Annotated in this window: 20 protein-coding genes and 1 tRNA gene; 15 read left to right on the forward strand and 6 right to left on the reverse strand. The window is 61.5% G+C overall.

Annotation, left to right across the window (positions count from 1 at the left end; genetic code table 11):
- Positions 1–91: 91 nt before the first annotated feature.
- A complete protein-coding gene (locus tag ACFQ6Y_RS12180; RefSeq protein WP_378632877.1) occupies positions 92–1,669 on the reverse strand; it encodes an FMN-binding glutamate synthase family protein in 1,578 nt (525 codons plus the stop codon).
- An 89-nt stretch (positions 1,670–1,758) separates the two neighbouring features.
- Here ACFQ6Y_RS12180 and ACFQ6Y_RS12185 point away from each other — a divergent pair, with 89 nt between their 5' ends.
- Positions 1,759–2,280, forward strand: coding sequence for a CD225/dispanin family protein (locus tag ACFQ6Y_RS12185; RefSeq protein WP_378632429.1), 522 nt, complete (start codon positions 1,759–1,761; stop codon positions 2,278–2,280).
- A gap of 70 nt (positions 2,281–2,350) precedes the next feature.
- Entirely contained in the window at positions 2,351–3,430 is a 1,080-nt protein-coding gene (gene ychF, locus ACFQ6Y_RS12190) for a redox-regulated ATPase YchF (protein WP_030536245.1), read from the forward strand.
- Between the two features lie 85 nt (positions 3,431–3,515).
- Here the strand turns inward: ychF and ACFQ6Y_RS12195 are convergent, their stop codons facing one another.
- The gene (locus ACFQ6Y_RS12195; RefSeq protein ID WP_378632444.1) at positions 3,516–4,487 is read right to left on the reverse strand and encodes a pseudouridine synthase; all 972 of its coding nucleotides are present in this window, start codon (positions 4,485–4,487) and stop codon (positions 3,516–3,518) included.
- 188 nt (positions 4,488–4,675) lie between these two features.
- On the opposite strand from ACFQ6Y_RS12195, the gene ACFQ6Y_RS12200 reads away from it, so the two are divergent.
- Positions 4,676–4,748, forward strand: a tRNA-His gene (locus tag ACFQ6Y_RS12200).
- Positions 4,749–5,048: 300 nt separating this feature from the next.
- On the opposite strand, the gene ACFQ6Y_RS12205 is transcribed toward ACFQ6Y_RS12200, so the two are convergent.
- Positions 5,049–6,146 carry a glycerophosphodiester phosphodiesterase family protein gene (locus ACFQ6Y_RS12205; protein ID WP_378632449.1) on the reverse strand — a complete coding sequence of 366 codons (1,098 nt, stop codon included), beginning with the start codon at positions 6,144–6,146 and terminating at the stop codon, positions 5,049–5,051.
- Positions 6,147–6,208: 62 nt separating this feature from the next.
- A complete protein-coding gene (locus tag ACFQ6Y_RS12210) occupies positions 6,209–7,078 on the reverse strand; it encodes a PE-PPE domain-containing protein (protein WP_378632453.1) in 870 nt (289 codons plus the stop codon).
- Positions 7,079–7,185: 107 nt separating this feature from the next.
- On the opposite strand from ACFQ6Y_RS12210, the gene ACFQ6Y_RS12215 reads away from it, so the two are divergent.
- The 7 genes from ACFQ6Y_RS12215 to ACFQ6Y_RS12245 all read left to right on the forward strand — a co-directional run bounded on the left by ACFQ6Y_RS12215 (position 7,186) and on the right by ACFQ6Y_RS12245 (position 11,859).
- Entirely contained in the window at positions 7,186–8,151 is a 966-nt protein-coding gene (locus ACFQ6Y_RS12215) for an L-lactate dehydrogenase (RefSeq protein ID WP_378632456.1), read from the forward strand.
- A gap of 40 nt (positions 8,152–8,191) precedes the next feature.
- Positions 8,192–8,578 (forward strand): phage holin family protein, encoded by a 387-nt coding sequence (locus ACFQ6Y_RS12220; protein ID WP_003945275.1) that lies wholly within the window; start codon positions 8,192–8,194, stop codon positions 8,576–8,578.
- Complete coding sequence (locus ACFQ6Y_RS12225; protein WP_378632459.1) at positions 8,575–8,940, forward strand: VOC family protein; 366 nt, start codon at positions 8,575–8,577, stop codon at positions 8,938–8,940. The genes ACFQ6Y_RS12220 and ACFQ6Y_RS12225 overlap by 4 nt, the downstream gene beginning before the upstream one ends.
- Before the next feature lie 75 nt (positions 8,941–9,015).
- Positions 9,016–9,510 carry an SRPBCC family protein gene (locus tag ACFQ6Y_RS12230; RefSeq protein WP_378539239.1) on the forward strand — a complete coding sequence of 165 codons (495 nt, stop codon included), beginning with the start codon at positions 9,016–9,018 and terminating at the stop codon, positions 9,508–9,510.
- A 32-nt stretch (positions 9,511–9,542) separates the two neighbouring features.
- Entirely contained in the window at positions 9,543–10,871 is a 1,329-nt protein-coding gene (locus ACFQ6Y_RS12235; RefSeq protein WP_378632463.1) for a WS/DGAT domain-containing protein, read from the forward strand.
- 20 nt (positions 10,872–10,891) lie between these two features.
- A complete protein-coding gene (locus tag ACFQ6Y_RS12240; protein WP_378539237.1) occupies positions 10,892–11,455 on the forward strand; it encodes a mismatch-specific DNA-glycosylase in 564 nt (187 codons plus the stop codon).
- 53 nt (positions 11,456–11,508) lie between these two features.
- The gene (locus tag ACFQ6Y_RS12245) at positions 11,509–11,859 is read left to right on the forward strand and encodes a hypothetical protein (protein WP_192712331.1); all 351 of its coding nucleotides are present in this window, start codon (positions 11,509–11,511) and stop codon (positions 11,857–11,859) included.
- 61 nt (positions 11,860–11,920) lie between these two features.
- On the opposite strand, the gene ACFQ6Y_RS12250 is transcribed toward ACFQ6Y_RS12245, so the two are convergent.
- Together ACFQ6Y_RS12250 and ACFQ6Y_RS12255 are read right to left on the reverse strand one after the other, a co-directional pair.
- Complete coding sequence (locus ACFQ6Y_RS12250) at positions 11,921–13,618, reverse strand: fumarate hydratase (RefSeq protein WP_378449016.1); 1,698 nt, start codon at positions 13,616–13,618, stop codon at positions 11,921–11,923.
- Positions 13,619–13,732: 114 nt separating this feature from the next.
- A complete protein-coding gene (locus ACFQ6Y_RS12255) occupies positions 13,733–14,854 on the reverse strand; it encodes a winged helix DNA-binding domain-containing protein (RefSeq protein ID WP_378632504.1) in 1,122 nt (373 codons plus the stop codon).
- 271 nt (positions 14,855–15,125) lie between these two features.
- Here ACFQ6Y_RS12255 and ACFQ6Y_RS12260 point away from each other — a divergent pair, with 271 nt between their 5' ends.
- The 5 genes from ACFQ6Y_RS12260 to ACFQ6Y_RS12280 all read left to right on the forward strand — a co-directional run bounded on the left by ACFQ6Y_RS12260 (position 15,126) and on the right by ACFQ6Y_RS12280 (position 19,215).
- Positions 15,126–15,257: a hypothetical protein gene (locus tag ACFQ6Y_RS12260; RefSeq protein WP_285236466.1), complete on the forward strand. Its 132-nt coding sequence runs from the start codon at positions 15,126–15,128 to the stop codon at positions 15,255–15,257.
- A 332-nt stretch (positions 15,258–15,589) separates the two neighbouring features.
- Entirely contained in the window at positions 15,590–16,594 is a 1,005-nt protein-coding gene (locus tag ACFQ6Y_RS12265; RefSeq protein ID WP_378632507.1) for an alpha/beta hydrolase, read from the forward strand.
- Complete coding sequence (locus tag ACFQ6Y_RS12270) at positions 16,591–17,577, forward strand: alpha/beta hydrolase (RefSeq protein WP_378632512.1); 987 nt, start codon at positions 16,591–16,593, stop codon at positions 17,575–17,577. Before ACFQ6Y_RS12265 ends, ACFQ6Y_RS12270 begins: the two co-directional genes overlap by 4 nt.
- A gap of 85 nt (positions 17,578–17,662) precedes the next feature.
- A complete protein-coding gene (locus ACFQ6Y_RS12275; RefSeq protein WP_378539231.1) occupies positions 17,663–18,142 on the forward strand; it encodes a VOC family protein in 480 nt (159 codons plus the stop codon).
- 110 nt (positions 18,143–18,252) lie between these two features.
- Positions 18,253–19,215, forward strand: coding sequence for an iron-siderophore ABC transporter substrate-binding protein (locus tag ACFQ6Y_RS12280; protein ID WP_378539230.1), 963 nt, complete (start codon positions 18,253–18,255; stop codon positions 19,213–19,215).
- Positions 19,216–19,368: the final 153 nt, after the last annotated feature.

A 19,368-nucleotide genomic window follows, 5' to 3' on the forward strand; every position in this document is an offset into this window, starting at 1 on the left:
GCACGTGTGGCCGCCGTCACAGCGGACCATCTGTCACTGTAGGACCAGAAGGGCGAATCCGCGCGATCTGAGGCGCGGGAGTCGACCGGCGTCAGAATCGGTGAGCGTCGGCGTCGATCCAATCGGTGAGCCAGCTCTGCGGCGGGGACTCGAGCAGTTCTCCCGGCATCAGCCAGTCGAACAGGTCGGCATAGGTACGCGTGGTGAGACCGTCGACGCGGCGGTTGAGCATTCCAGGTTGCAGTTGGTCGAAGGAATCGATGCCCATCGACGCGATCATCTGTTGCGCGCTGGCGACGGTTGCCTTCTGGAATCGGTAGACGCGCTCGCTCTTGTCGGGGATGTCGAGTGCGCGGGTGCGTGCCGGATCCTGAGTGGCAACGCCGACCGGGCAGCGGTTGGTGTGGCACATCTGAGCCTGAATGCAGCCCACTGCGAACATCATTGCACGGGCCGCCATCGTGAAGTCTGCGCCCTGGATGATGCGTTTGACGATGTCGGAACCGCTCGCCACCTTTCCGGAAGCGCCGACTTTCACGAGAGCGCGCAAACCGGTTCCCACCAGGGCGTTGTGCACCAGCATCAGGCCTTCGGTCAAGGGCATGCCCATGTGGTCCTCGAATTCCACCGGACCAGCGCCGGTGCCGCCTTCGGAACCGTCGACGATGATGAAGTCCGGCGTGATGCCCCGCTCGATCATCGCTTTGCAGATTCCGAGGAATTCACGACGCGAGCCGACGCACAGCTTCATGCCGACTGGCTTGCCGCCCGACAGTTTTCGCAGGGTCGCGATGAAATCGACTAGTTCGACCGGGGTGCTGAACGCGGTGTGCGCGGGTGGCGAAATCACGGTCTGGCCGACGGCTACCCCGCGGGTTTCGGCGATTTCGGGGGAGACCTTGACTCCGGGAAGCACGCCACCCAACCCGGGTTTCGCACCTTGCGAGAGCTTGATCGAAATGGCTTTCACCTGGTCGGAGCCTGCGCGCTCGGCAAAACGGTCAGGATCGAATCGGCCGTCCTCGGTTCGGCATCCGAAGTATCCCGAGGCGATTTCCCAGATCAGATCGCCACCGTGTTTGCGGTGATACGGACTGATCGCGCCCTCTCCTGTGTCGTGGGCGAAGCCGCCTTTCGCGGCGCCGGCGTTGAGGGCCTCGATTGCGTTGGCGGACAACGATCCAAAGCTCATCGCGGAGACGTTCAGGAGAGCGATGTCGTACGGCTTCGTGCAATCGCGTCCGCCGAGGCGAACTCGCGGAACGGTGTCGGGGGCGGTCCGTGCGCGAATCGAATGCGTCATGAACTCGTAGCCGATCGCATTGACGTCGCGCTCGGTCCCGAAGGGTTCTTCCGCCAGTGTTCCCTTGGCGCGCTCGTAAACCAGATCTCGCGTTTCCCGATCGAATGGCATTCCATCGGTGGATGATTCGACGAAGTACTGCTGGATCTCCGGTCGAATCTTCTCGAGCAGGAATCGTGCGTGCCCGAGGACCGGATAGTTACGGAGAATGCTGTGGGACCGCTGTGTGAGGTCGTAGGTGCCCATTGCGGCCAGCGCGAGAGTGACGACCGCGATCACCCACCATCCGGGTGAGACCACAATCGCGAGCGCGGCGGTGCCGAGACCCACTATCCATATCAAGAGCACGATCAGCATCCGAGTCACCTCGAGAGCGTAGGCGCTCACTGTGACACGGCAGCGGTAAGTCTCCACTAGGTTCTGCGTTAGAGAACCGAATCCGACACTTTGGGGGAATGATGACCGAACCGCAATATCCGACCGACCCGCAGGATCCGAAGGAGCAGCAATATCCGTCGGGCCAGCAGTATTCAGCCGGTCAGCAGTATTCAGCAGGCCAGGAGTATTCAGCAGGCCAGGAGTATCCAACGGGCCAGCAGTACCCGACTGACCCGCAGTATTCAGCGGGGCAGCAGTACCCGGCCGGTCAGCAGTACAGCGCGGCCCAGCAATACGGCGCTGCTCCCACGTACGCGGCGCCGCAGTACGGTCCGCCGAAGTCCAACGCCGGGTGGGCCGTCGCGTCGATTCTTTTCTTCTGGCCTATCGCGTTCGCCGCGTTCAACCACCTCCACGACATCTACCCGAAGTGGGCGATGGGCGATCACCAGGGCGCGCAGTACGCATCCGAGCGGGTGAAGAAGCTCGGGCAGATCTCGCTCCTGATAGCCGTCATCTGCTGGGTGCTGTTCATCGCGTTTTACGTGATCTTCCTGGTTGCGATCGTGTCGTCCGTGGACTCGTATACCTACAACTGATCACCTGCGGCGACGTGACGGTGGGGCGAGTACCCGTCGCGTCGCCGCGAGGCCGTAGAATCCACAGACCGTGAGCCTTACCCTCGGAATCGTCGGACTGCCCAACGTCGGCAAGTCCACCCTTTTCAATGCACTGACCAACAACGACGTGTTGGCAGCGAACTACCCGTTCGCGACCATCGAACCCAACGTCGGCCTGGTCGAGCTGCCCGATCCGCGGCTGCAGAAGCTCGCCGAGATCTTCGGCTCCGAGCGCATCCTCCCCGCGACCGTGTCGTTCGTCGACATCGCCGGAATCGTCAAGGGTGCCTCCGAGGGCGCCGGCCTGGGTAATAAGTTCCTGGCCAATATCCGTGAAGCTGATGCCATCTGCCAGGTCGTGCGCGTCTTCGCCGACGACGACGTCATCCACGTCGACGGCAAGGTCGACCCGGCCTCCGACATCGAGGTCATCGAGACCGAGCTCGTGATCGCAGACATGCAGACTCTCGAGAAGGCTCTCCCGCGTCTGGACAAGGAAGCTCGCAAGAACAAGGAGCTCAAGCCGGCCCACGACGAGGCACTCAAGGCTCAGGCCTTCCTCAACGAGGGCACGACGCTCTTCAGCGTCAAGGACAAGCTCGACTTCTCGTTGCTGCGCGAGCTGAGCCTGCTCACCACCAAGCCTTTCCTGTACGTCTTCAACGCCGACGAGTCGGTGCTCACCGACGAGGCGAAGGTCGCGGAACTGCGCGCTTCCGTCGCCCCGGCCGACGCCGTGTTCCTCGACGCGAAGGTCGAGCAGGAACTCCTCGAGCTGGACGAGGAAGATCGCCAGGAAATGCTCGACTCGATCGGTCAGACCGAGCCCGGCCTGCACGCCCTCGCGCGCACCGGCTTCCACACCCTCGGGCTGCAGACCTACCTGACGGCTGGTCCGAAGGAAGCTCGCGCCTGGACCATCCACAAGGGTGACACCGCGCCCCAGGCTGCGGGCGTCATTCACACCGACTTCGAGCGTGGCTTCATCAAGGCTGAAATCGTGTCCTTCGACGATCTCGTCGAGGCGGGTTCCATGGCCGCGGCCAAGGCTGCCGGCAAGGTTCGCATGGAGGGCAAGGAATACGTCATGGCCGACGGCGATGTGGTGGAGTTCCGCTTCAACGTCTAATTCCGCCGTACAGCCGCAGGGCGATTGTGCAGCCGCAGCGATAACTATCCTCGCGGCTGCACAATCGCCCTGCGGCTTCTGGTCGTCACCCCACGGGCATCTCGCTGAGCGTCCGACGGGTGACGAACCGCCGCGCTTTCCCCGACAGCGGGTCGGTGAATTCGAGTTCCCTCGCGAGCAATTGGAGTGGGAGGGAATGGTCGTCCGGCGCGTCGGGCAGCAGGTCGGGGTATCGCCGGTCGCCCAGGATCCCGGCGCCGAGAGCCGCCAGATGCACCCGCAACTGGTGCATTCGTCCGGAGTGCGGACGTAGAACCGTGTGCAGCACAGCACGTCCGGAGGCGCTCACGCCCGTCCCTCGCGCCTCGATCATGGTCTCGGAGTTGGGTTCACGGCTGTCGTCGACGACGACTCGCAACTCGCCGCGTCGAGCTTCGATGTGGTTGCGGTAGACGAGGGGACCGTTGGATTCGGCGAACCCCGGTGCATCCTGGTCCCACCGGGTCGGTCGCGCCGACACCGCCTCGTAGACCTTCGTGACCTGCCGCTTCTCGAACAGCGACTGGTACGCGCCGCGCGTCGCGGGGTGGGCCGAGAACATCACCACCCCTGCGGTGCCGCGGTCGAGTCTATGGATCGGGGTCAGATCTGGGTTGTCGAGGCGGACCCGTAGGCGGACGAGCGCCGACTCGCGCAGGTAGCGCCCGCTGGGGGTGGTCGGGAGAAAATGTGGTTTGTCGATGACGACGAGGTCGTCGTCGACGTGCAGGATTTCCTCGTGGAACGGCACCGGGTCCTCTGCTGGCAACTCTCGGTAGTACCAGACGAACCGGTGCGCGCTGAGTTCTGTGCTCCGGCGGATCGAGGTGCCGTCGATATCCACGAACTCGCCGTCGTCGAACCGCCGATACAGGTTTTCGGCGTCCAGATGGTCGAACTTGGCCACGACGTACTCCGCGATTGTCGCCCACGGCCCGGACAGGGGGATGCGTAGCCGCGTCGGGCCAACCCCGTTCTTGACGGGCAGCGGTGCGGACATGGACACACAGGTAATCATCCCATCGACTGCTGGTCAGCGGTGATTCGGTGTGGCCTTGCCGGAGACGTCCCCGCGGGGACGCGGAACCGAACTCGCAGCGGTGGTCGGCCTAGATCGTCGAGCCGAAAATCAGTGGCGCGGACGACAGGCGGGTCCGTATGGTTCGGGAGGCAAAAGACCGCAGTCGAAAAGCGCTGCGGTCCATACCTTCTGTAGCTCAATTGGTGAGAGCACCCGACTGTGACTCGGGCGACGGCGGATCGTAACCGCCCAGAGGGACTCAGTTCAGATACGGCTGAGGTGAGGCCTCTAGGCGCAGAGACCGGCAGCCCTTTGCCTGCAGAGTTGTCGAACGAGCCTCAGTCGGTATTCCCTGAATCGCCGAACAGCATTCCAGTCACCCGCCATTTCCGCGTCGGCAAGTAGGTATTCGCAGTTGTCCAACTGATCTTTCAAAGACATCATCAGAATTCACCTCCGATCACCCGAGCAAGTACCTGTCCAGGATGCGGCCGACGGGACCCCGGGGACATCGGCCGTAGTACCTGTTCAGGTACCTGCTTCGGCGCGCGGTGGAGGCTACTTCTTGACCGCAGGCGCAGGTAGCGGCATACCGCGCTCGGTCAGGACGGTGCGGAGACGGTCGGGGTAATCGGTGATGATTCCGTCGACCCCGAGGTCGATCAGGGCGTGCATGGTGGCGGGATCATCGACGGTCCACGGGATGACCTTCACGCCACGCGCATGTGCGCTCGCGATCATGTCGGCTGTCGGATAGAGGGTGAAACCGGGATCCCCGACCTTTCCACCCTGCGGAGTTCCTTGGACGGGGGAGTAGGCGGAGGCACCGAAGGTTGCTACCGCCGCGATGCCGTCGCCACCGAAATCATCGATGTCCAGGCCGCCGAGCCACGGTGACGCTCCGTCCTTGCCTACCTGGAGAAAGTCGCCGTTAGTGAGCGCAACAACGGGGAGATTCGGTGCGAGTTGACGGGTGAGCATGAGTGAGCCCCAGTCGAAGCTCTGAATGGTGACGCTGTCCAACAATCCGGCTGCCCGGATCGTGTCGAGAACAACAGAGACGAACTGCTCACGCGGGGCGGTCTCGTGAGGTGCTCCCGCTTCCACCTTGGTCTCGATGTTGAGCTTGATTGCGGGTGCGTTGTACGACTTCACCAGGGCGAGCACTTCTTCGAGTGTCTGCATTTTCGCTCCCGGAACATTCTGCTGCTCAGGGTATCCGGCAAGGGGGAGAGTGCCGCAGTCCATGGTCTTGATCTGCTGCAGGCTCAGCGTGTTGACGAATTTGCCGACGTACGGGAACTCCGGGTCGCCGGTAGTGGCCGGCTCGGTGTCGAGGCATTTCTTGTTCGAGATCTTCCGATCGTGTGTGACGACAGCGATCCCGTCCTCGGTGATCTGGGTATCGAGTTCCAGTGTGCTGACGCCCATTTCGAGGGCATTGGCGAACGCAGCCAGGCTGCTCTCGGTGTACAGGCCGAGTCCGCCGCGGTGGGCTTGGACGTCGAACGTCGAAACCGGCTGGGGCGCTGAACTACCGAACGAACCGGACCAGTCGAGACTGCCGATTGGCGATGCGGCGGCCGGGGTCGCCAGCGCGGCGAGGGGGAGTGCGACGGTCACGGCGGCGCACGACAATATTCTGCTCAGTTGCATGAAAGGAACGTAGAGGCGTCGAATGGCTCACCGGGGTTCGTTAGGTAAACTAACGGTAAAGGTCAGGCCGCGTGAATGCGCTGCCCGACGCCGCTCGCTTGGACCTTCATCCACGACGCCAGAAGCTCACACCCGGTCAGTCCACGGGCGTCGAGAGGTTCGATCGCGTAGCTGATGTGTCTACCGCCGCGAGGGTTCTTCAGCTGAAAGCGGTTCAGGTTCAACTTCGTCGGCAGATAGCCGAGCACTTCAAGGAACGCGGTGCGAATGCGTCGTAGATCGGTACGCCACTGCTTGGGGCTGAAACGAGTCTTCTGTGCGTTCTGGAAGGCATTGCTACGAAGGAGTTCCCACACCTTGTGTACCCACACCCGCGCCTGGGAGAAGGACATCCAGCGCGTCAAGTCTGCGATGTCGCGAATGTAGCTGTCGTCGCTGGCATTACAGATCATGTCCTGCGGGTGCCCGATCCACTTGACCGGAATCCACGGCTGGACTTCGGGTCCGTCGCCGGCAACTCCATGTCCCTCACAACCTTCGATCACGCCGGCCGGTTGTTGAGGATCGGAGATCAGTCCGACTCCGATGATGTTGGCGCCGTTCAGCGTCGGAGAAGTCGTCGGAGAAGTCAATGTCGGAAGAGCCGAGCGGATCACGGTGCATCCCTGTGAGTATCCGATCAGTATCACGGGGCCGTCTGTCTGCGCGATTTCGGCGGTGAGGGCTTTCACACCCATCGCGGTGCTGTGCCGAAAGCTCAGGCCGCCGTCGGCGACCGGACCGTACGACGCAGGATAAGCGACCCAGCGAGAATCGAATCGACTGTCGAGTTCGTCGGTGACGGCGCTGAGGAGTCCGAGCACGCGGGCGCTGTCGTCGCCGACGTGGGATTCGCCGGTGCCGCCAACTGCAAGAACGGTTACCTCAGCCATGTCAGCGATCATCCACGTCGATTCTGAGAGGTCTGCATCCAAACCCTGAGAAGAGACTGGCAATCCGTTGTACTGCGAAATCGTTATAGAGCGAGCACCATTTACCCATGACGACGCCGAATCGTTCATCCAGACGAAAAGTGTCCGTGGTCGGTGCGGGAAGCGTCGGCACCGCAATTGCGTATGCGTGCCTGATACGCGGATCGGCCGACGCGCTCGCCCTCTACGACACCAACAGCGCAAAGGTCCGGGCCGAAGTTCTCGATCTCAACCACGGCACCCAGTTCACACCGCCGTGCACGGTCGAGGGAGGCGATGACATCTCGGTCACCGCGGGATCCGACTTGATCGTCGTCACTGCGGGCGCCAAACAGCATCCCGGTCAGTCGCGTCTCGAACTTGCCGCGGTGAACGTCAAGATCGCGCAGACACTGACCGAACAACTGTTGGCGGTGTCGCCGGACGCGGTTCTTCTCTTCGTCACCAACCCGGTCGATGTGGCGACCTACGCAGCGATCCAGGCCGCGGGACCGTCGTACGGCGGCCGAATCTTCGGATCGGGAACGGTGCTGGACACGGCCCGATTGCGATTCCTGCTGGCAACCGAACTCGGAGTCGCAGTCGAGAACGTCCACGCCTTCATCGTCGGCGAGCACGGGGACTCCGAGATTCCGCTCTGGTCGAGCGCGACCATCGGTGGAGTGCCGGCAACCTCGTTCGTGGGACCGTCGGGCGGCATACTCGGCCCCGACCTACGGGCGAATGTCGCGAAGTCGGTGGTCGAGAGTGCTTACGAGATCATCGAAGGAAAAGGTGCCACCAACCTCGCCATCGGATTGTCGAGCGCGTTCATCGTGGAAGTTGTGTTGCGGGACGAACAACGGGTGCTGCCGGTATCGACTTTGCAGACCGGCGTCCACGGACTCGAGCACGTGTGTCTGTCGCTGCCCACGATGGTCGGTCGCGAAGGTGCCGGTCGAGTCCTCGAAGTACCGCTTTCAGAAAAGGAGGCTTCGGGGCTCCGATCTTCCGCCCGTACACTGCAAGAGGTGCAGCAATCTCTGGGATTGTGAATATCTGTTGTCCTCGATATCCGACATATAGGATCAAAAAATGATCAGCTTCCTGATTCGCGCCGCGATCTTCCTGGGTTCTGCCGCTGTCGGGCTTCTTGTTGCGTCGTTGATTCTTTCGGGCTTCTCGGCGCCTACATCCGGATTCATCGTTGCCGTCGTGATCTTTGCGATTGCGCAGTCGGTCCTGGCACCGTTCATCGCGACGGTGGCAAAGCGACATGCACCGGCATTTCTCGGCGGAATCGGATTGGTGTCGACATTTGTCGCTCTGTTGGTGGCGTCGCTCTTCTCCAATCTGTCGATCTCCGGTGTCTCGACGTGGATTCTGGGAACCGTCGTCGTGTGGCTGGTAACCGCAGTTGCGACGCTGGTTCTTCCGTTGCTGTTCGTGCGTAAGAAAGTTCAGGAGAAGAAGGCACAGTGACGCGCCCGAAAATCGGTATGGACTACACAGTCCTGGACTGCCCGGATCCGGCTGCATTGGCCAACTTCTACGCCCAGGTCCTCGAGTGGAAAAGTGTTCGCGACGAGGATGATTGGCACGTGATCGAAGGACCCGGCGGAGAGCGACTCGCGTTTCAGCTCGCTCCGGATTTCGTTCCGGTGAACTGGCCGACAACCGGCGTCGGGATCCATCTGGATTTGCTCGTGGATTCTCTCGACCCCGCGGAGGCTTGGGTGATTGGCCTTGGTGCGCAGCGGGTGACCGACATTCCGGAGCATCGGACTTTCCGCGTCTACCGCGACCCGGTCGGTCACTATTTCTGCCTGTGCCTGCGGGACTGAGTGTCGACTCGCTCCGATCTCGTCGACCGTGGATAATTCCGAACACTTGTCACGCCCGAGAATTGGAGATCGACGATGGCTTCGCAGAATTCCGACGAATTCCTGGTAGAACGTACGACGATCGTCAAGGCAGAAGCTTCGGTCGTCTTTGCATTGATCAACGATTTCCATCAGTGGACTCAGTGGTCGCCGTGGGAAGGTCTCGACCCGGCGATGCAGCGCACGTACGCGGGTCCTGACGCGGGCGTCGGGGCTTCGTATGCTTGGGCCGGAAACAAGAAGGCGGGCTCCGGTTCGATGGTGATCACCGAATCCGTCCCGAACGAACGCGTAGTTTTGGACCTGGCCTTCCTCAAGCCCTTCAAGGCGCAGAACGTCACCACCTTTCTCATCTCTCCCAATGCCGGCGTCTCTCCGAATGCCGGTGAAGTTCAGGTGACGTGGAAGATGACCGGAAAGAAGAATCTGTTCTTCAAGATCTTCGGTTTCATCTTCAGCATGGACAAGCTCGTCGGTAAGGATTTCGAGAAGGGCTTGTCCCAGCTGAAAGCTGCTGCAGAAAAGAGCTGACAAGCCGGTGGTACCGTCTCCCGGTGTTACGGATGACGCCCACCGACGCCCAAACCTTCTGGATTTCGGAGAAGATCCCCAACGATCAGCTGCTGCTCTACTGCTTCGACGGGCAGAGCCAGTCCATGGACGAGCTACGACGCTCGGTGGTGGAAAGAGCGTCGCTCATCCCGGATCTCAATGTTCGGATACGCGAATCACCGTGGCACCTCGACTATCCGCTCTGGGAGCCAATGCCGGTCGATGCCTCGTTGGTGAGAGTGCATGAGCTGCCCGAAAACTCGTGGCTCTCGTGCATTCACGGAATCGAGAAGCTACTCGAAAACCACGTCGACCCACGCGAGTCGCCGTGGACGCTGCACCTGTTGCACGGCGTCACCGGGGCGCCGCGTTGTAGCGGCCCGGCGCTGATCGCAGTTCTGCAGGTCGCTCATTCTCTGGCAGACGGCAAACGGGCGTCGGCGATTGCTCGCCAGCTGTTCTCGCCGCAACCGCCCGCAAAGCAGAAGACGGACGTGCGACGCAGTGGATCAGCCGAGATTCTGGGCCGCGCGGCCCTGCGTCTGCCAGGTCAGCTTGTCTCGTTGTTCCGCGACGGCCGAGCGGGGCACAAAGCGCAGTTGCAACTGCAGGCGGATACCGAATCGGGAGTTGTTGCGCCGCAAGCGGCAAGCCGTCCCAAGGTGCGCTCCAACATCCCTCCCGGACCTCACCGGCTGGTCCGCATGGTCGTGCGGGACAGCGCAGATTTCCGCGGCGACGGCGTGTCCGTCACAGTCGGAGCGATGACCGCGATCTCGGTGGCGATGGCGAACTACCTCACCGAACGAGACGGCTCGGTACCGCCCGAATTGGGAGCTGAGGTGACCATCGCCAAGGCCGGTACACCCACGGCGCGCAACCACTTCCGCAATGCAGGTGTCGGACTGTTCCCGGATGTCGACGACCTCCGTGAGCGAGCCCAACGGATCAAGGAGTCGATGGACGAGCGCCGTGCACGTGCGTCCCATCCATCCAGCGCAGCTTCGGATCTCGCGCTGAACGCAGTTCCCGGACCGCTCGTCCGTTGGGGCGTGCAGCAATACGATTTCACGGCAGTGCCCGACGAGGTCACCGGAAACACCGTCGTGTCGAGCGTCGCGCGCGGTGATGCGGATCTGGTGCTCGGCGGCGGCGTCGTTCGGTTCACAGCGGGCTTCCCGAGTTTGTCGCCGGTCATGTCGTTGACCCACGGCGTACACGGAATCGGGGACACGGTGACGATCAGCATCACCAGCAGTCCGGCCTCGATTCCGGACATCGATGTGTACGAGCAGATGATGCACGACGCGATCGACGAGGTGCGCGAAGCACTGTCGTGACGGCCTGATGTACTGGCTGCATGGGATTCACGCGCGCCGAACTGGAATCGTTCCGAGACGCCGAGATCGAGGATCTGATCGGGCCGGATTGTCGGCTGTTGTTCGTCGGTATCAATCCGGGACTGTGGACGGCGGCGACCGGCGCGCATTTCGCCAGGCCGGGCAATCGGTTTTATCCGGCGCTGCTGCGGGCAGGCATCATCGAGCGTGCGATCGATCCTTCCGCGGGTATGTCGGACGCTGATACGCAGCACCTGATCGATCGGGGAGTGGGCATTACCAATTTGGCGGTACGCGCGACGGCCAGAGCAGACGAGTTGACGGCGGAGGAACTTGCTGCCGGGGGACTGCGGGTGCGGGAGGTTGTGCGTGCGACAAAACCGAAAGTGGTTGCTTTTGCCGGAATCACCGCCTATCGAACTGCTTTCGGTGACAAACGAGCCAAGGCGGGGCGGCAGGATCAGGCTTTCGAGGGGGCAGCACTGTGGATTGTGCCCAATCCCAGCGGTCTGAATGCACACGAGACTGTGGAGACCCTGGCCGCCAAATACCGTTCTGCTGCAGCTGAAGCCGGAATTGTCTGACAAGAACTCTCAGTTCCGTTCGCCTGGAACGAAGTACGGGATAGAGTGGCCGTATGTCTGTTCTTTACAACATCTTTGTAGTGATTCATCTACTCGGTATGGCTGCCCTGGTCGGTAGCTACTTCACCGTCCTCAAGGCTCCCTCGATCACCGAGGTCATGGTGTGGGGTGCCAGGATGCAGTTCGTGTCCGGCCTGATCATCGTCGGGTTGGGCGAAGGCGCCCTGGACAAGAACTACATTCACGCGAAGATCGCTGTGAAACTTGTACTTTCACTGGTCATCGTGGCGCTTGCCGAGATCACCCGGGCGAAGCAGAAGAAGGATCAACCCAATCCGAATCTGGTACACGTCGTCGGCGGGTTGTCGATCGTGACCGTTTTCGTGGCTGCGCTCTGGACCTGACCAAACACGAAGAAGAGCCCCGGCGATCGAAACCCGCCGGGGCTCTTTGCTGTTGACGTGTCTACAGACCTGGACGCTTGCCGATCGTCAGGGTCACTTCACCGGTGTGCGCAAAGAAGTCGTTGCCCTTGTCGTCGACGACGATGAAGGCGGGGAAGTCCTCGACGTCGATCTTCCAGACGGCTTCCATACCCAGTTCGGCGTACTCGAGGATGTCGACCTTCTTGATGCAGTCGAGGGCCAGACGAGCCGCGGGTCCACCGATCGACCCGAGGTAGAAACCGCCGTGCGAGTTGCAGGCGTCGGTGACCTGCTTGGAACGGTTTCCCTTGGCCAGCATGATCATCGAGCCACCGGCGGCCTGGAACTGCTCGACGTACGAGTCCATACGGCCGGCCGTGGTCGGGCCGAACGAACCGGACGCCATGCCGTCGGGCGTCTTGGCGGGGCCGGCGTAGTACACCGGGTGATCCTTGAGGTACTGCGGCATCTCTTCGCCTGCGTCGAGGCGTTCCTTGATCTTGGCGTGCGCGATGTCGCGTGCCACGACGAGCGGACCGGTCAAGGAGAGACGAGTCTTCACCGGGTGCTTGGAGAGCTCGGCGAGGATCTCCGACATCGGCTTGGTCAGATCGATCTTGACCGCAGCACCCTTGCCGGTACCCGAAATGCCATCTGTCTCTTCGTCGAGCTGAGCGTCCGTGACCTCGGGCAAGAAACGGCCCGGGTTGAATTCGAGCTGTTCCAGGAACACGCCCTCCGGGGTGATCTTGGCCTTCGCCTGTCGATCTGCCGAGCAGGACACCGCAATGGCGACGGGCAACGAAGCGCCGTGGCGGGGGAGTCGGACGACGCGGACGTCGTGGCAGAAGTACTTGCCGCCGAATTGTGCGCCGATACCGATCTTCTGCGTGAGCTCGAAGACCTTCTTCTCGAGCTCGTGATCGCGGAAGCCGCGACCCGTGATGGCGCCTTCGGTGGGCAATTCGTCGAGGTAGTGCGCCGACGCGTACTTCGCCGTCTTCATCGCGAACTCGGCCGAGGTACCGCCGACGACGATTGCAAGGTGGTACGGCGGGCAGGCTGCGGTGCCGAGTGAGCGGATCTTTGCCTCGAGGAACTGCATCATCGAGTCGGGGTTCAGGATCGCTTTGGTTTCCTGGTACAGGTAGGACTTGTTGGCGCTTCCGCCGCCCTTGGCCATGAAGAGGAACTTGTACGAGTTCTCGTGTCCGGCAGCAGTATCGGCGTACAGCTCGATCTGCGCGGGCAGGTTGTTGCCCGTGTTCTTCTCGTCCCACATCGTGATGGGCGCGTTCTGCGAGTAGCGCAGGTTCAGGCGCGTGTAGGCGTCGTAGACACCGCGGGCAATGGCCTTCTCGTCGTCGCCGGGGGTGAGCACGTGCTGCCCGCGCTTGCCCATGACGATGGCGGTTCCGGTGTCTTGGCACATCGGCAGAACACCGGCAGCGGCGATGTTGGCGTTCTTGAGAAGATCGAGCGCTACGAACTTGTCGTTGTTCGACGCTTCGGGATCGTCGAGGATGCTCGCCAGCTGCGTCAGGTGATCCGTGCGCAGGTAGTGAGAGATGTCGTGCAGCGCCGTTTCGGTCAGCAGACGCATCGCCTCCGGCTCGACCTGCAGGAAGGTACGGCCGTCCGGCCCCTCGACTGTCGACACCCCTTCGGTGGTGAGCAATCGGTACTCGGTGGTGTCATCACCGATCGGCAACAGGTCCTCATAGAGGAAGTCGGCCATCATCTCTCCTGAACAAGGGTGCGTGCGAAGGTCGCATTCAGGTTATCGTTGGGGGTTTCCTTCTCCGAATCGGGGCGGGTGTGAGCTGGAATTATCCGGATGCCACTGGCTCGATCAAGATACTTCGACCAGTTCGGAGAGCCCGACGCCGCGAAATTCGGCAAGTAATTCGGCTTGCTCGGTGACTGCTGCGCGGGCTGATCGTGACCACGTTTCCCACGGGGTGATCGCGACCTTCAGCTTCTTTCCGGACGCTCGTGGTCGCCACAGTCCGGTGATCTTGCCGCCGACCATCACCGTGCCCGGTCGCCCGAGGGTCGGCCATACCGTCTTCTGTGCGGCCGGATCGGGAACCAGGGTCTCCCGATCCTTGAGCTGTACATACGGATCGAAAGGCCCGAGTAGGCGCGTACTCGAATCGGAGGGGGAGCCGAGCAAGTCTTCGCGGTCCTGTTCGAGAATCCACCGCTTCTCGCCGTTCACCTCGATCTCCTCGGCATCGGTGGGCCAGTGGGCTTTGACGTCCTTGACCGGAGCATCGAGAAACGACGCGACGTGAGCAGGAGTCGCGGGGCCGTAGAACCGCAGATAACCCCGGATCACGTCGAAGCGGGGATCGGCGTCAGAACCTGAGGCTGTGTACGGGCGTCGCCGCCAACCCGGAATGCGTTCGAGCACTGGGGGAGATGTGCCCGGCTGCAGCTCGAGGCCTGCCTGAAGCGCCGCGAGACGGAACGGCATCTCGTACAGATGAGTGGCGTTGCACGGTCGGCAGAATCGCAAATAGGGCTCGGTCACTCGCGTGGTCAATTGCGCGGACATCTCGCCCTTGACGGTTGGTTTCGAGACGATATCCCGCATCGCAGTAGCAACTGTTTGCAGGGCAGTCAGCGTCGCGATGCCGGCGGCCTTCAGCGGCCGGTTCGCGTCGTAAATGCGTTTGGCTGCATCGGCTTCACTGAACGGCGACGTGGCGACGGCGACGGCAGGCAGATCGCGACGACGGTAATAGTGGGGAGCCCCGCGCAACGTCCAGGCAAGAGCGAGGTCAGTGGCGTCGACGCTTATGCCGCGGATCCGCAGTGCCCACGCGGCGCCGTCAGGTCCGGTGTTCTGAATCCCGAGGTCGAGAATGTCGCAATCGTTGTGATCGGCGTCACCGGAATGTGGCCTGTCGAGTTGATGACGGTGCCACCGGAAATTAGCTAACTGCGTGAGGGACGCTGCGCTAGACATGATTTCAGTTTACTGGTGGGTAACCGCATGATTTGGGGTGGTTGATCGATGCGGCGGCAGAATCGGTCAAATTCGACCGATTGGCCGGAATTTTTTCAGTAGCAGACCTTATTAGTCGAAATAATCACCCCATTGTCAGAATCTTTTGCCAACTGGTCGTTCGTATGATTACTGTTACCCACGTCACGTATACATTACAGATGTGACGCAGCTGTCACAGCACTGTCGGGTGCTTTTGGCGGCTGACCTCTGACTTCTCTAGGAGATTCACATGGGTTCACTGATGTCGATCGTCGAACTTGCACTCAAGGGCATTGGCTCGCTCGGTGCCGGCGACCAGTTGTTCGAAACCTTCATCGGTTCGGTTCAGACGAACACGGGCAGCCTCAAGCCGCTCCTCTGATCCCGCCCGCCGGAATCGGACTGATCGACCACAATCTTCCGCTCGGGTTACCGAGACCTAAACAACTGTAGGAGTTTTCATGGGATCCTTCGAAATCGTGGGGAACGTCATCACGGCCGTCAACAACGTCGGCACCGCATTCTTCAATTCGCTGACCACGCTCAGCGGCGGCACGGTTACGCCCAAGTAAGCGTCGTCTGACGAGAAAGGCTCACGCACTCGGTGCGTGAGCCTTTCCGCGTCGACGGGATCGAGTTTTTCCGATCACGTCGGGTTTGCCTGTTTCAGGCTGTAGCGTTCGAAAAGTTCCGCTGCCGAAGAGAGTGACCCGGATGATCGAGACTGGTGCGTTACGAACGGTTTTCCGCGTCTTCGTCGCGCTGACCACGGCGGTATGTGGGTTCCACCTTCTCAGCGCACCGGCTCGCGCTCAATCAGTAAACAGCAGGCTGGTCGACATCTCGGTGTACTCACCGTCGATGGGGCGCGACATTCCGTTGCAGGTCTTGCGGCCGGCTGATACCTCGACGCCCGCTCCGACGCTCTACCTACTCAACGGAGTCGACGGAGGTAAGGACGACGCGACGTGGTCGGTGCGGACCGATGCGCCGAAGTTCTTCGCGGACAAACATGTCAACGTGGTGACACCTCTCGGTGGGGCGTTCAGCTACTACACCGATTGGGAGCGGCCGGACCCCGGCCTCGCGAAGTCCGGAAACAACAACGGGGTCAACATGTGGACCACGTTCCTGACGGAAGAACTACCGCCGGTGATCGATTCGACGTTCGGGACGACCGGCGAGAACGCACTGGCCGGGTTGTCGATGGCGGGCACGTCGGTACTGGACCTGGCGATGTCAGCACCCGCGTTGTACGACAGCGTCGGGTCCTTCAGTGGGTGTGCGATGACGAGTCCCGGGATCGGTCAGGATTTCGTGAAACTCGTGGTCGCAGTGGGTGGCGGTAACGCGGAGAACATGTGGGGTCCGTACGATGGTCCGGGTTGGCCGGCTCACGATCCGGTTGTCAACGCGGACAAGCTACCTCGCATTCCGATGTACATCACCACCGCAACGGGGATTCCCGGTCCGTACGACACACTTGCCGATCCACGGATCGACAACGACGTCACAGATTTGGCTTTGCAGCTCGTTCTCGGTGGCGGAATCGAGGCAGCAACTCACTACTGCACTACCCAGCTTGCGGACAAGACGAACGCATTGGGTATGAACAACATTCGCTACAACTTCAAGCCGGCAGGAACGCATTCATGGGGATACTGGGAAGACGACTTACACGACTCGTGGCCGATGATCGCCGCGTCACTCGGCGTGTGAGTTCCCGTCGAGCGAGCCTTCGAAGCGTTGTTCTCGTCGGCGCGCTCGCCCTGACTTCACTACTGGCGCTGCCGTCGACCGCACTCGCTGACGAGTCCCCGAAAATAACGAGCGTCACTGAACTGTCCTCGCGCTTGGTTCTTCTCGACGTTCTCAGTCCCGCCATGGGGCGTACCATGCAGGTCAAAGTACTGCTTCCGGCCGACCGCTCGGAACCGCGCGGGACGCTGTATCTCCTGGACGGCAATTCCGGGCAGATCGAAGAGAACAACTGGTTGGCCCCCGCTAACGGCGATATCGTCCCGTTCTTTGCCGACAAGAACGTGAACGTCGTACTCCCCATCGGCGGCACCGGCACCATGTACACCGACTGGCAGGAAGATCACCCGAAATTCGGTCGTCTGAAGTGGGAGACCTTTCTGACAGAAGAGCTTCCCTCACTGATCGACGCGAGGTTCGCGACCAACGGGCACAATGCAATCGGCGGGATTTCGATGGGCGCAGAAGCCGCGCTGATCCTGGCCCAACGCTCGGCCGGGTTGTACGACGCGGTCGCCGGCTACAGCGGCTGCTACACAACCGTCGGAGGATTCGGCAAGGCGTTGACCGATCTTGTGGTCATCAACGGAAATGCCCGCTCGGAGCAGATGTGGGGTCCGGCCGGTAGTGACGCTTGGCAAGAGCACGACATCTTCGCCAATGCCGACAAGCTCCGCGGAACCAAGGTGTACCTTGCGTCGGGATCGGGACTGCCAGGCCCACACGAAACCCTCGACACTCCTGCCCTGGGTCGTGTGCTGGTCGTAGGCGGGGTCATGGAACTGGGATCGAACCTGTGCACCGACCAGATCACGCAGGTGCTGCGCGATCGTGGAGTCGATGTCACCCGCAGCGCTCAACCGGTGGGAACGCACGGTTGGCCGTACTGGCGCGACGAACTCGTTCGTTCCTGGCCGATGCTCGAATCTGCGTTGTCACCTTGAGCAGTTTCTGGCGATGAGTTTTCGTTTCGGGTCGGGTCTATAACCCTGTACGCCTGATTCGAAACTTCTCCGACAAGGACAGAACATGCCTTCCATCACTCCCTGTTTGTGGTTCGACAACCAAGCAGAAGAAGCAGCGAACTTCTACATCTCGGTGTTCGGTTCCGGGCAGATCCTCGGAATTGAAAGGTACGTCGAAGGATCGCCCTCCGGAATGCCGGCGGGATCGGTGATGACTGTCAGCTTCGAGCTCGACGGTCAGCGATTCACCGGCCTGAACGGCGGACCGATGTTCACGTTCTCGGAGGCGGTGTCATTCGAGATTCCGTGCGTCGATCAGGCGGAGGTCGATCACTACTGGTCCAGGCTGACCGAAGGCGGGGAAGAAGGCCCGTGCGGCTGGGCCAAGGACAAGTTCGGATTGTCCTGGCAGGTAGTCCCGAATCGCCTCCTCGAACTGATGAAGGATCCAGACCGAGCCAGGGCACAACGCGCCACGGACGCGATGATGAAGATGAAGAAGATCGATATCGCAGAGCTCGAACGGGCCGCAGACGTGTCCTGAACACGATCTGGCCGATGGGCGACAGTCTTCGTTAGCTGATGCTAGCCTTCCCTAATTCTCGCTGGAGCGTTGGAGGAGTGCTGGTAACCATGCGGATCAAAGTCTCTCGAATGAAGATTGCAGTCACGGCGGTGACTGCCGCGCTTGCCGTCGCCGGCCTTGCCGGTTGCAGTAGCGACAGTGCTGACGCACCGGCCGAAGCGGGCGCAACCATTTCGACGATGTTCGGCGACGTCGAGGTCCCGGCCGACCCGCAGCGCGTCGTGGCGCTTGGTTGGTCGGATGCCGAGACGGCACTCGCTCTGGGCACTCAACCAGTGGGCGTCGCGGACTGGATGGCGTTCGGCGGCAAGGGCGTCGGACCGTGGATCGCGGACGAGTTCACCACCGACCCGAAGATCCTCGGAACGATGGACCTGAGCGTCGAAGACGTCATCGCGCTCGAACCGGACCTCATTCTGTGGACGCGAAGCGACAACACGCAGGCGACCTACGACAAACTCAGTGCCATCGCGCCGACGGTCGGGCCGCCTCCAGGTCTCGCCACGGCCTACGGGACGACGGTCGAGCAGCAGACCGAACTCGTCGCCAAGGCACTCGGCAAAGAATCGGAAGGCAAGGCGCTACTCGACGGCCTCGACGCCAAGTTCGACGCCGCGATTGCCGCCAATCCGAACTTCGCGGGCAAGACCGCGGCGGTCGGCGCCTACAGTTCCGACGGGTACGGCGCCTACGTACCCGGCGACGCACGCGCAGATTTCATGACCCGTCTCGGCTTCACGATTCCGGCCGCGATCACCGAGAAGGCCACGGGCAATTTCTACGTTCCGGTCGCCAACGAGAACCTCAACCTGTTCGACGCCGATCTCACCGTGCTGTTCCCGATCTTCCTCGACAGCAGTGCGTTTGCGAACGATCCGCTGTTGCGTGCAATTCCGTCGGCCCAACAGGGACACTTGTTGATCCTCGATGACGTTTCGCTTGTCAATGCGTTCTCGAGTGGCTCTGTACCGGGGCTGACCTACGCAATCGACAACGCGGTTCCGAAGTTTGCGAGCACGCTCGGAGCCTGATCAGAGCGTTTTCGGGGCCTGCCCGTCACTGTGAGCGTGTTCGCAAACAGTGGCGGGCAGTTCTCGTGCGTCAGTACACTGGAAAAAGTGAACTTTCAGCTAACGAGCGGCGCCCCCGTGGAGATCGGTCCAGTGGAGACCGCAGCGACCGCT

The organism is Rhodococcus sp. NPDC056516 (assembly GCF_042794655.1).
Classification (GTDB): domain Bacteria; phylum Actinomycetota; class Actinomycetes; order Mycobacteriales; family Mycobacteriaceae; genus Rhodococcus_F.

Bases quoted from the DNA above. Each gene is read 5' to 3' on its own strand.
- ACFQ6Y_RS12185 (WP_378632429.1), top strand. From the start codon at position 1,759: ATGATGACCGAACCGCAATATCCGACCGACCCGCAGGATCCGAAGGAG.
- ACFQ6Y_RS12195 (WP_378632444.1), bottom strand. From the start codon at position 4,487: ATGATTACCTGTGTGTCCATGTCCGCACCGCTGCCCGTCAAGAACGGG.
- ACFQ6Y_RS12205 (WP_378632449.1), bottom strand. From the start codon at position 6,146: ATGCAACTGAGCAGAATATTGTCGTGCGCCGCCGTGACCGTCGCACTC.
- ACFQ6Y_RS12210 (WP_378632453.1), bottom strand. From the start codon at position 7,078: ATGGCTGAGGTAACCGTTCTTGCAGTTGGCGGCACCGGCGAATCCCAC.
- ACFQ6Y_RS12215 (WP_378632456.1), top strand. From the start codon at position 7,186: ATGACGACGCCGAATCGTTCATCCAGACGAAAAGTGTCCGTGGTCGGT.
- ACFQ6Y_RS12220 (WP_003945275.1), top strand. From the start codon at position 8,192: ATGATCAGCTTCCTGATTCGCGCCGCGATCTTCCTGGGTTCTGCCGCT.
- ACFQ6Y_RS12230 (WP_378539239.1), top strand. From the start codon at position 9,016: ATGGCTTCGCAGAATTCCGACGAATTCCTGGTAGAACGTACGACGATC.
- ACFQ6Y_RS12235 (WP_378632463.1), top strand. From the start codon at position 9,543: ATGACGCCCACCGACGCCCAAACCTTCTGGATTTCGGAGAAGATCCCC.
- ACFQ6Y_RS12240 (WP_378539237.1), top strand. From the start codon at position 10,892: ATGGGATTCACGCGCGCCGAACTGGAATCGTTCCGAGACGCCGAGATC.
- ACFQ6Y_RS12245 (WP_192712331.1), top strand. From the start codon at position 11,509: ATGTCTGTTCTTTACAACATCTTTGTAGTGATTCATCTACTCGGTATG.
- ACFQ6Y_RS12250 (WP_378449016.1), bottom strand. From the start codon at position 13,618: ATGGCCGACTTCCTCTATGAGGACCTGTTGCCGATCGGTGATGACACC.
- ACFQ6Y_RS12255 (WP_378632504.1), bottom strand. From the start codon at position 14,854: ATGTCTAGCGCAGCGTCCCTCACGCAGTTAGCTAATTTCCGGTGGCAC.
- ACFQ6Y_RS12260 (WP_285236466.1), top strand. From the start codon at position 15,126: ATGGGTTCACTGATGTCGATCGTCGAACTTGCACTCAAGGGCATTGGC.
- ACFQ6Y_RS12265 (WP_378632507.1), top strand. From the start codon at position 15,590: ATGATCGAGACTGGTGCGTTACGAACGGTTTTCCGCGTCTTCGTCGCG.
- ACFQ6Y_RS12275 (WP_378539231.1), top strand. From the start codon at position 17,663: ATGCCTTCCATCACTCCCTGTTTGTGGTTCGACAACCAAGCAGAAGAA.
- ACFQ6Y_RS12280 (WP_378539230.1), top strand. From the start codon at position 18,253: ATGAAGATTGCAGTCACGGCGGTGACTGCCGCGCTTGCCGTCGCCGGC.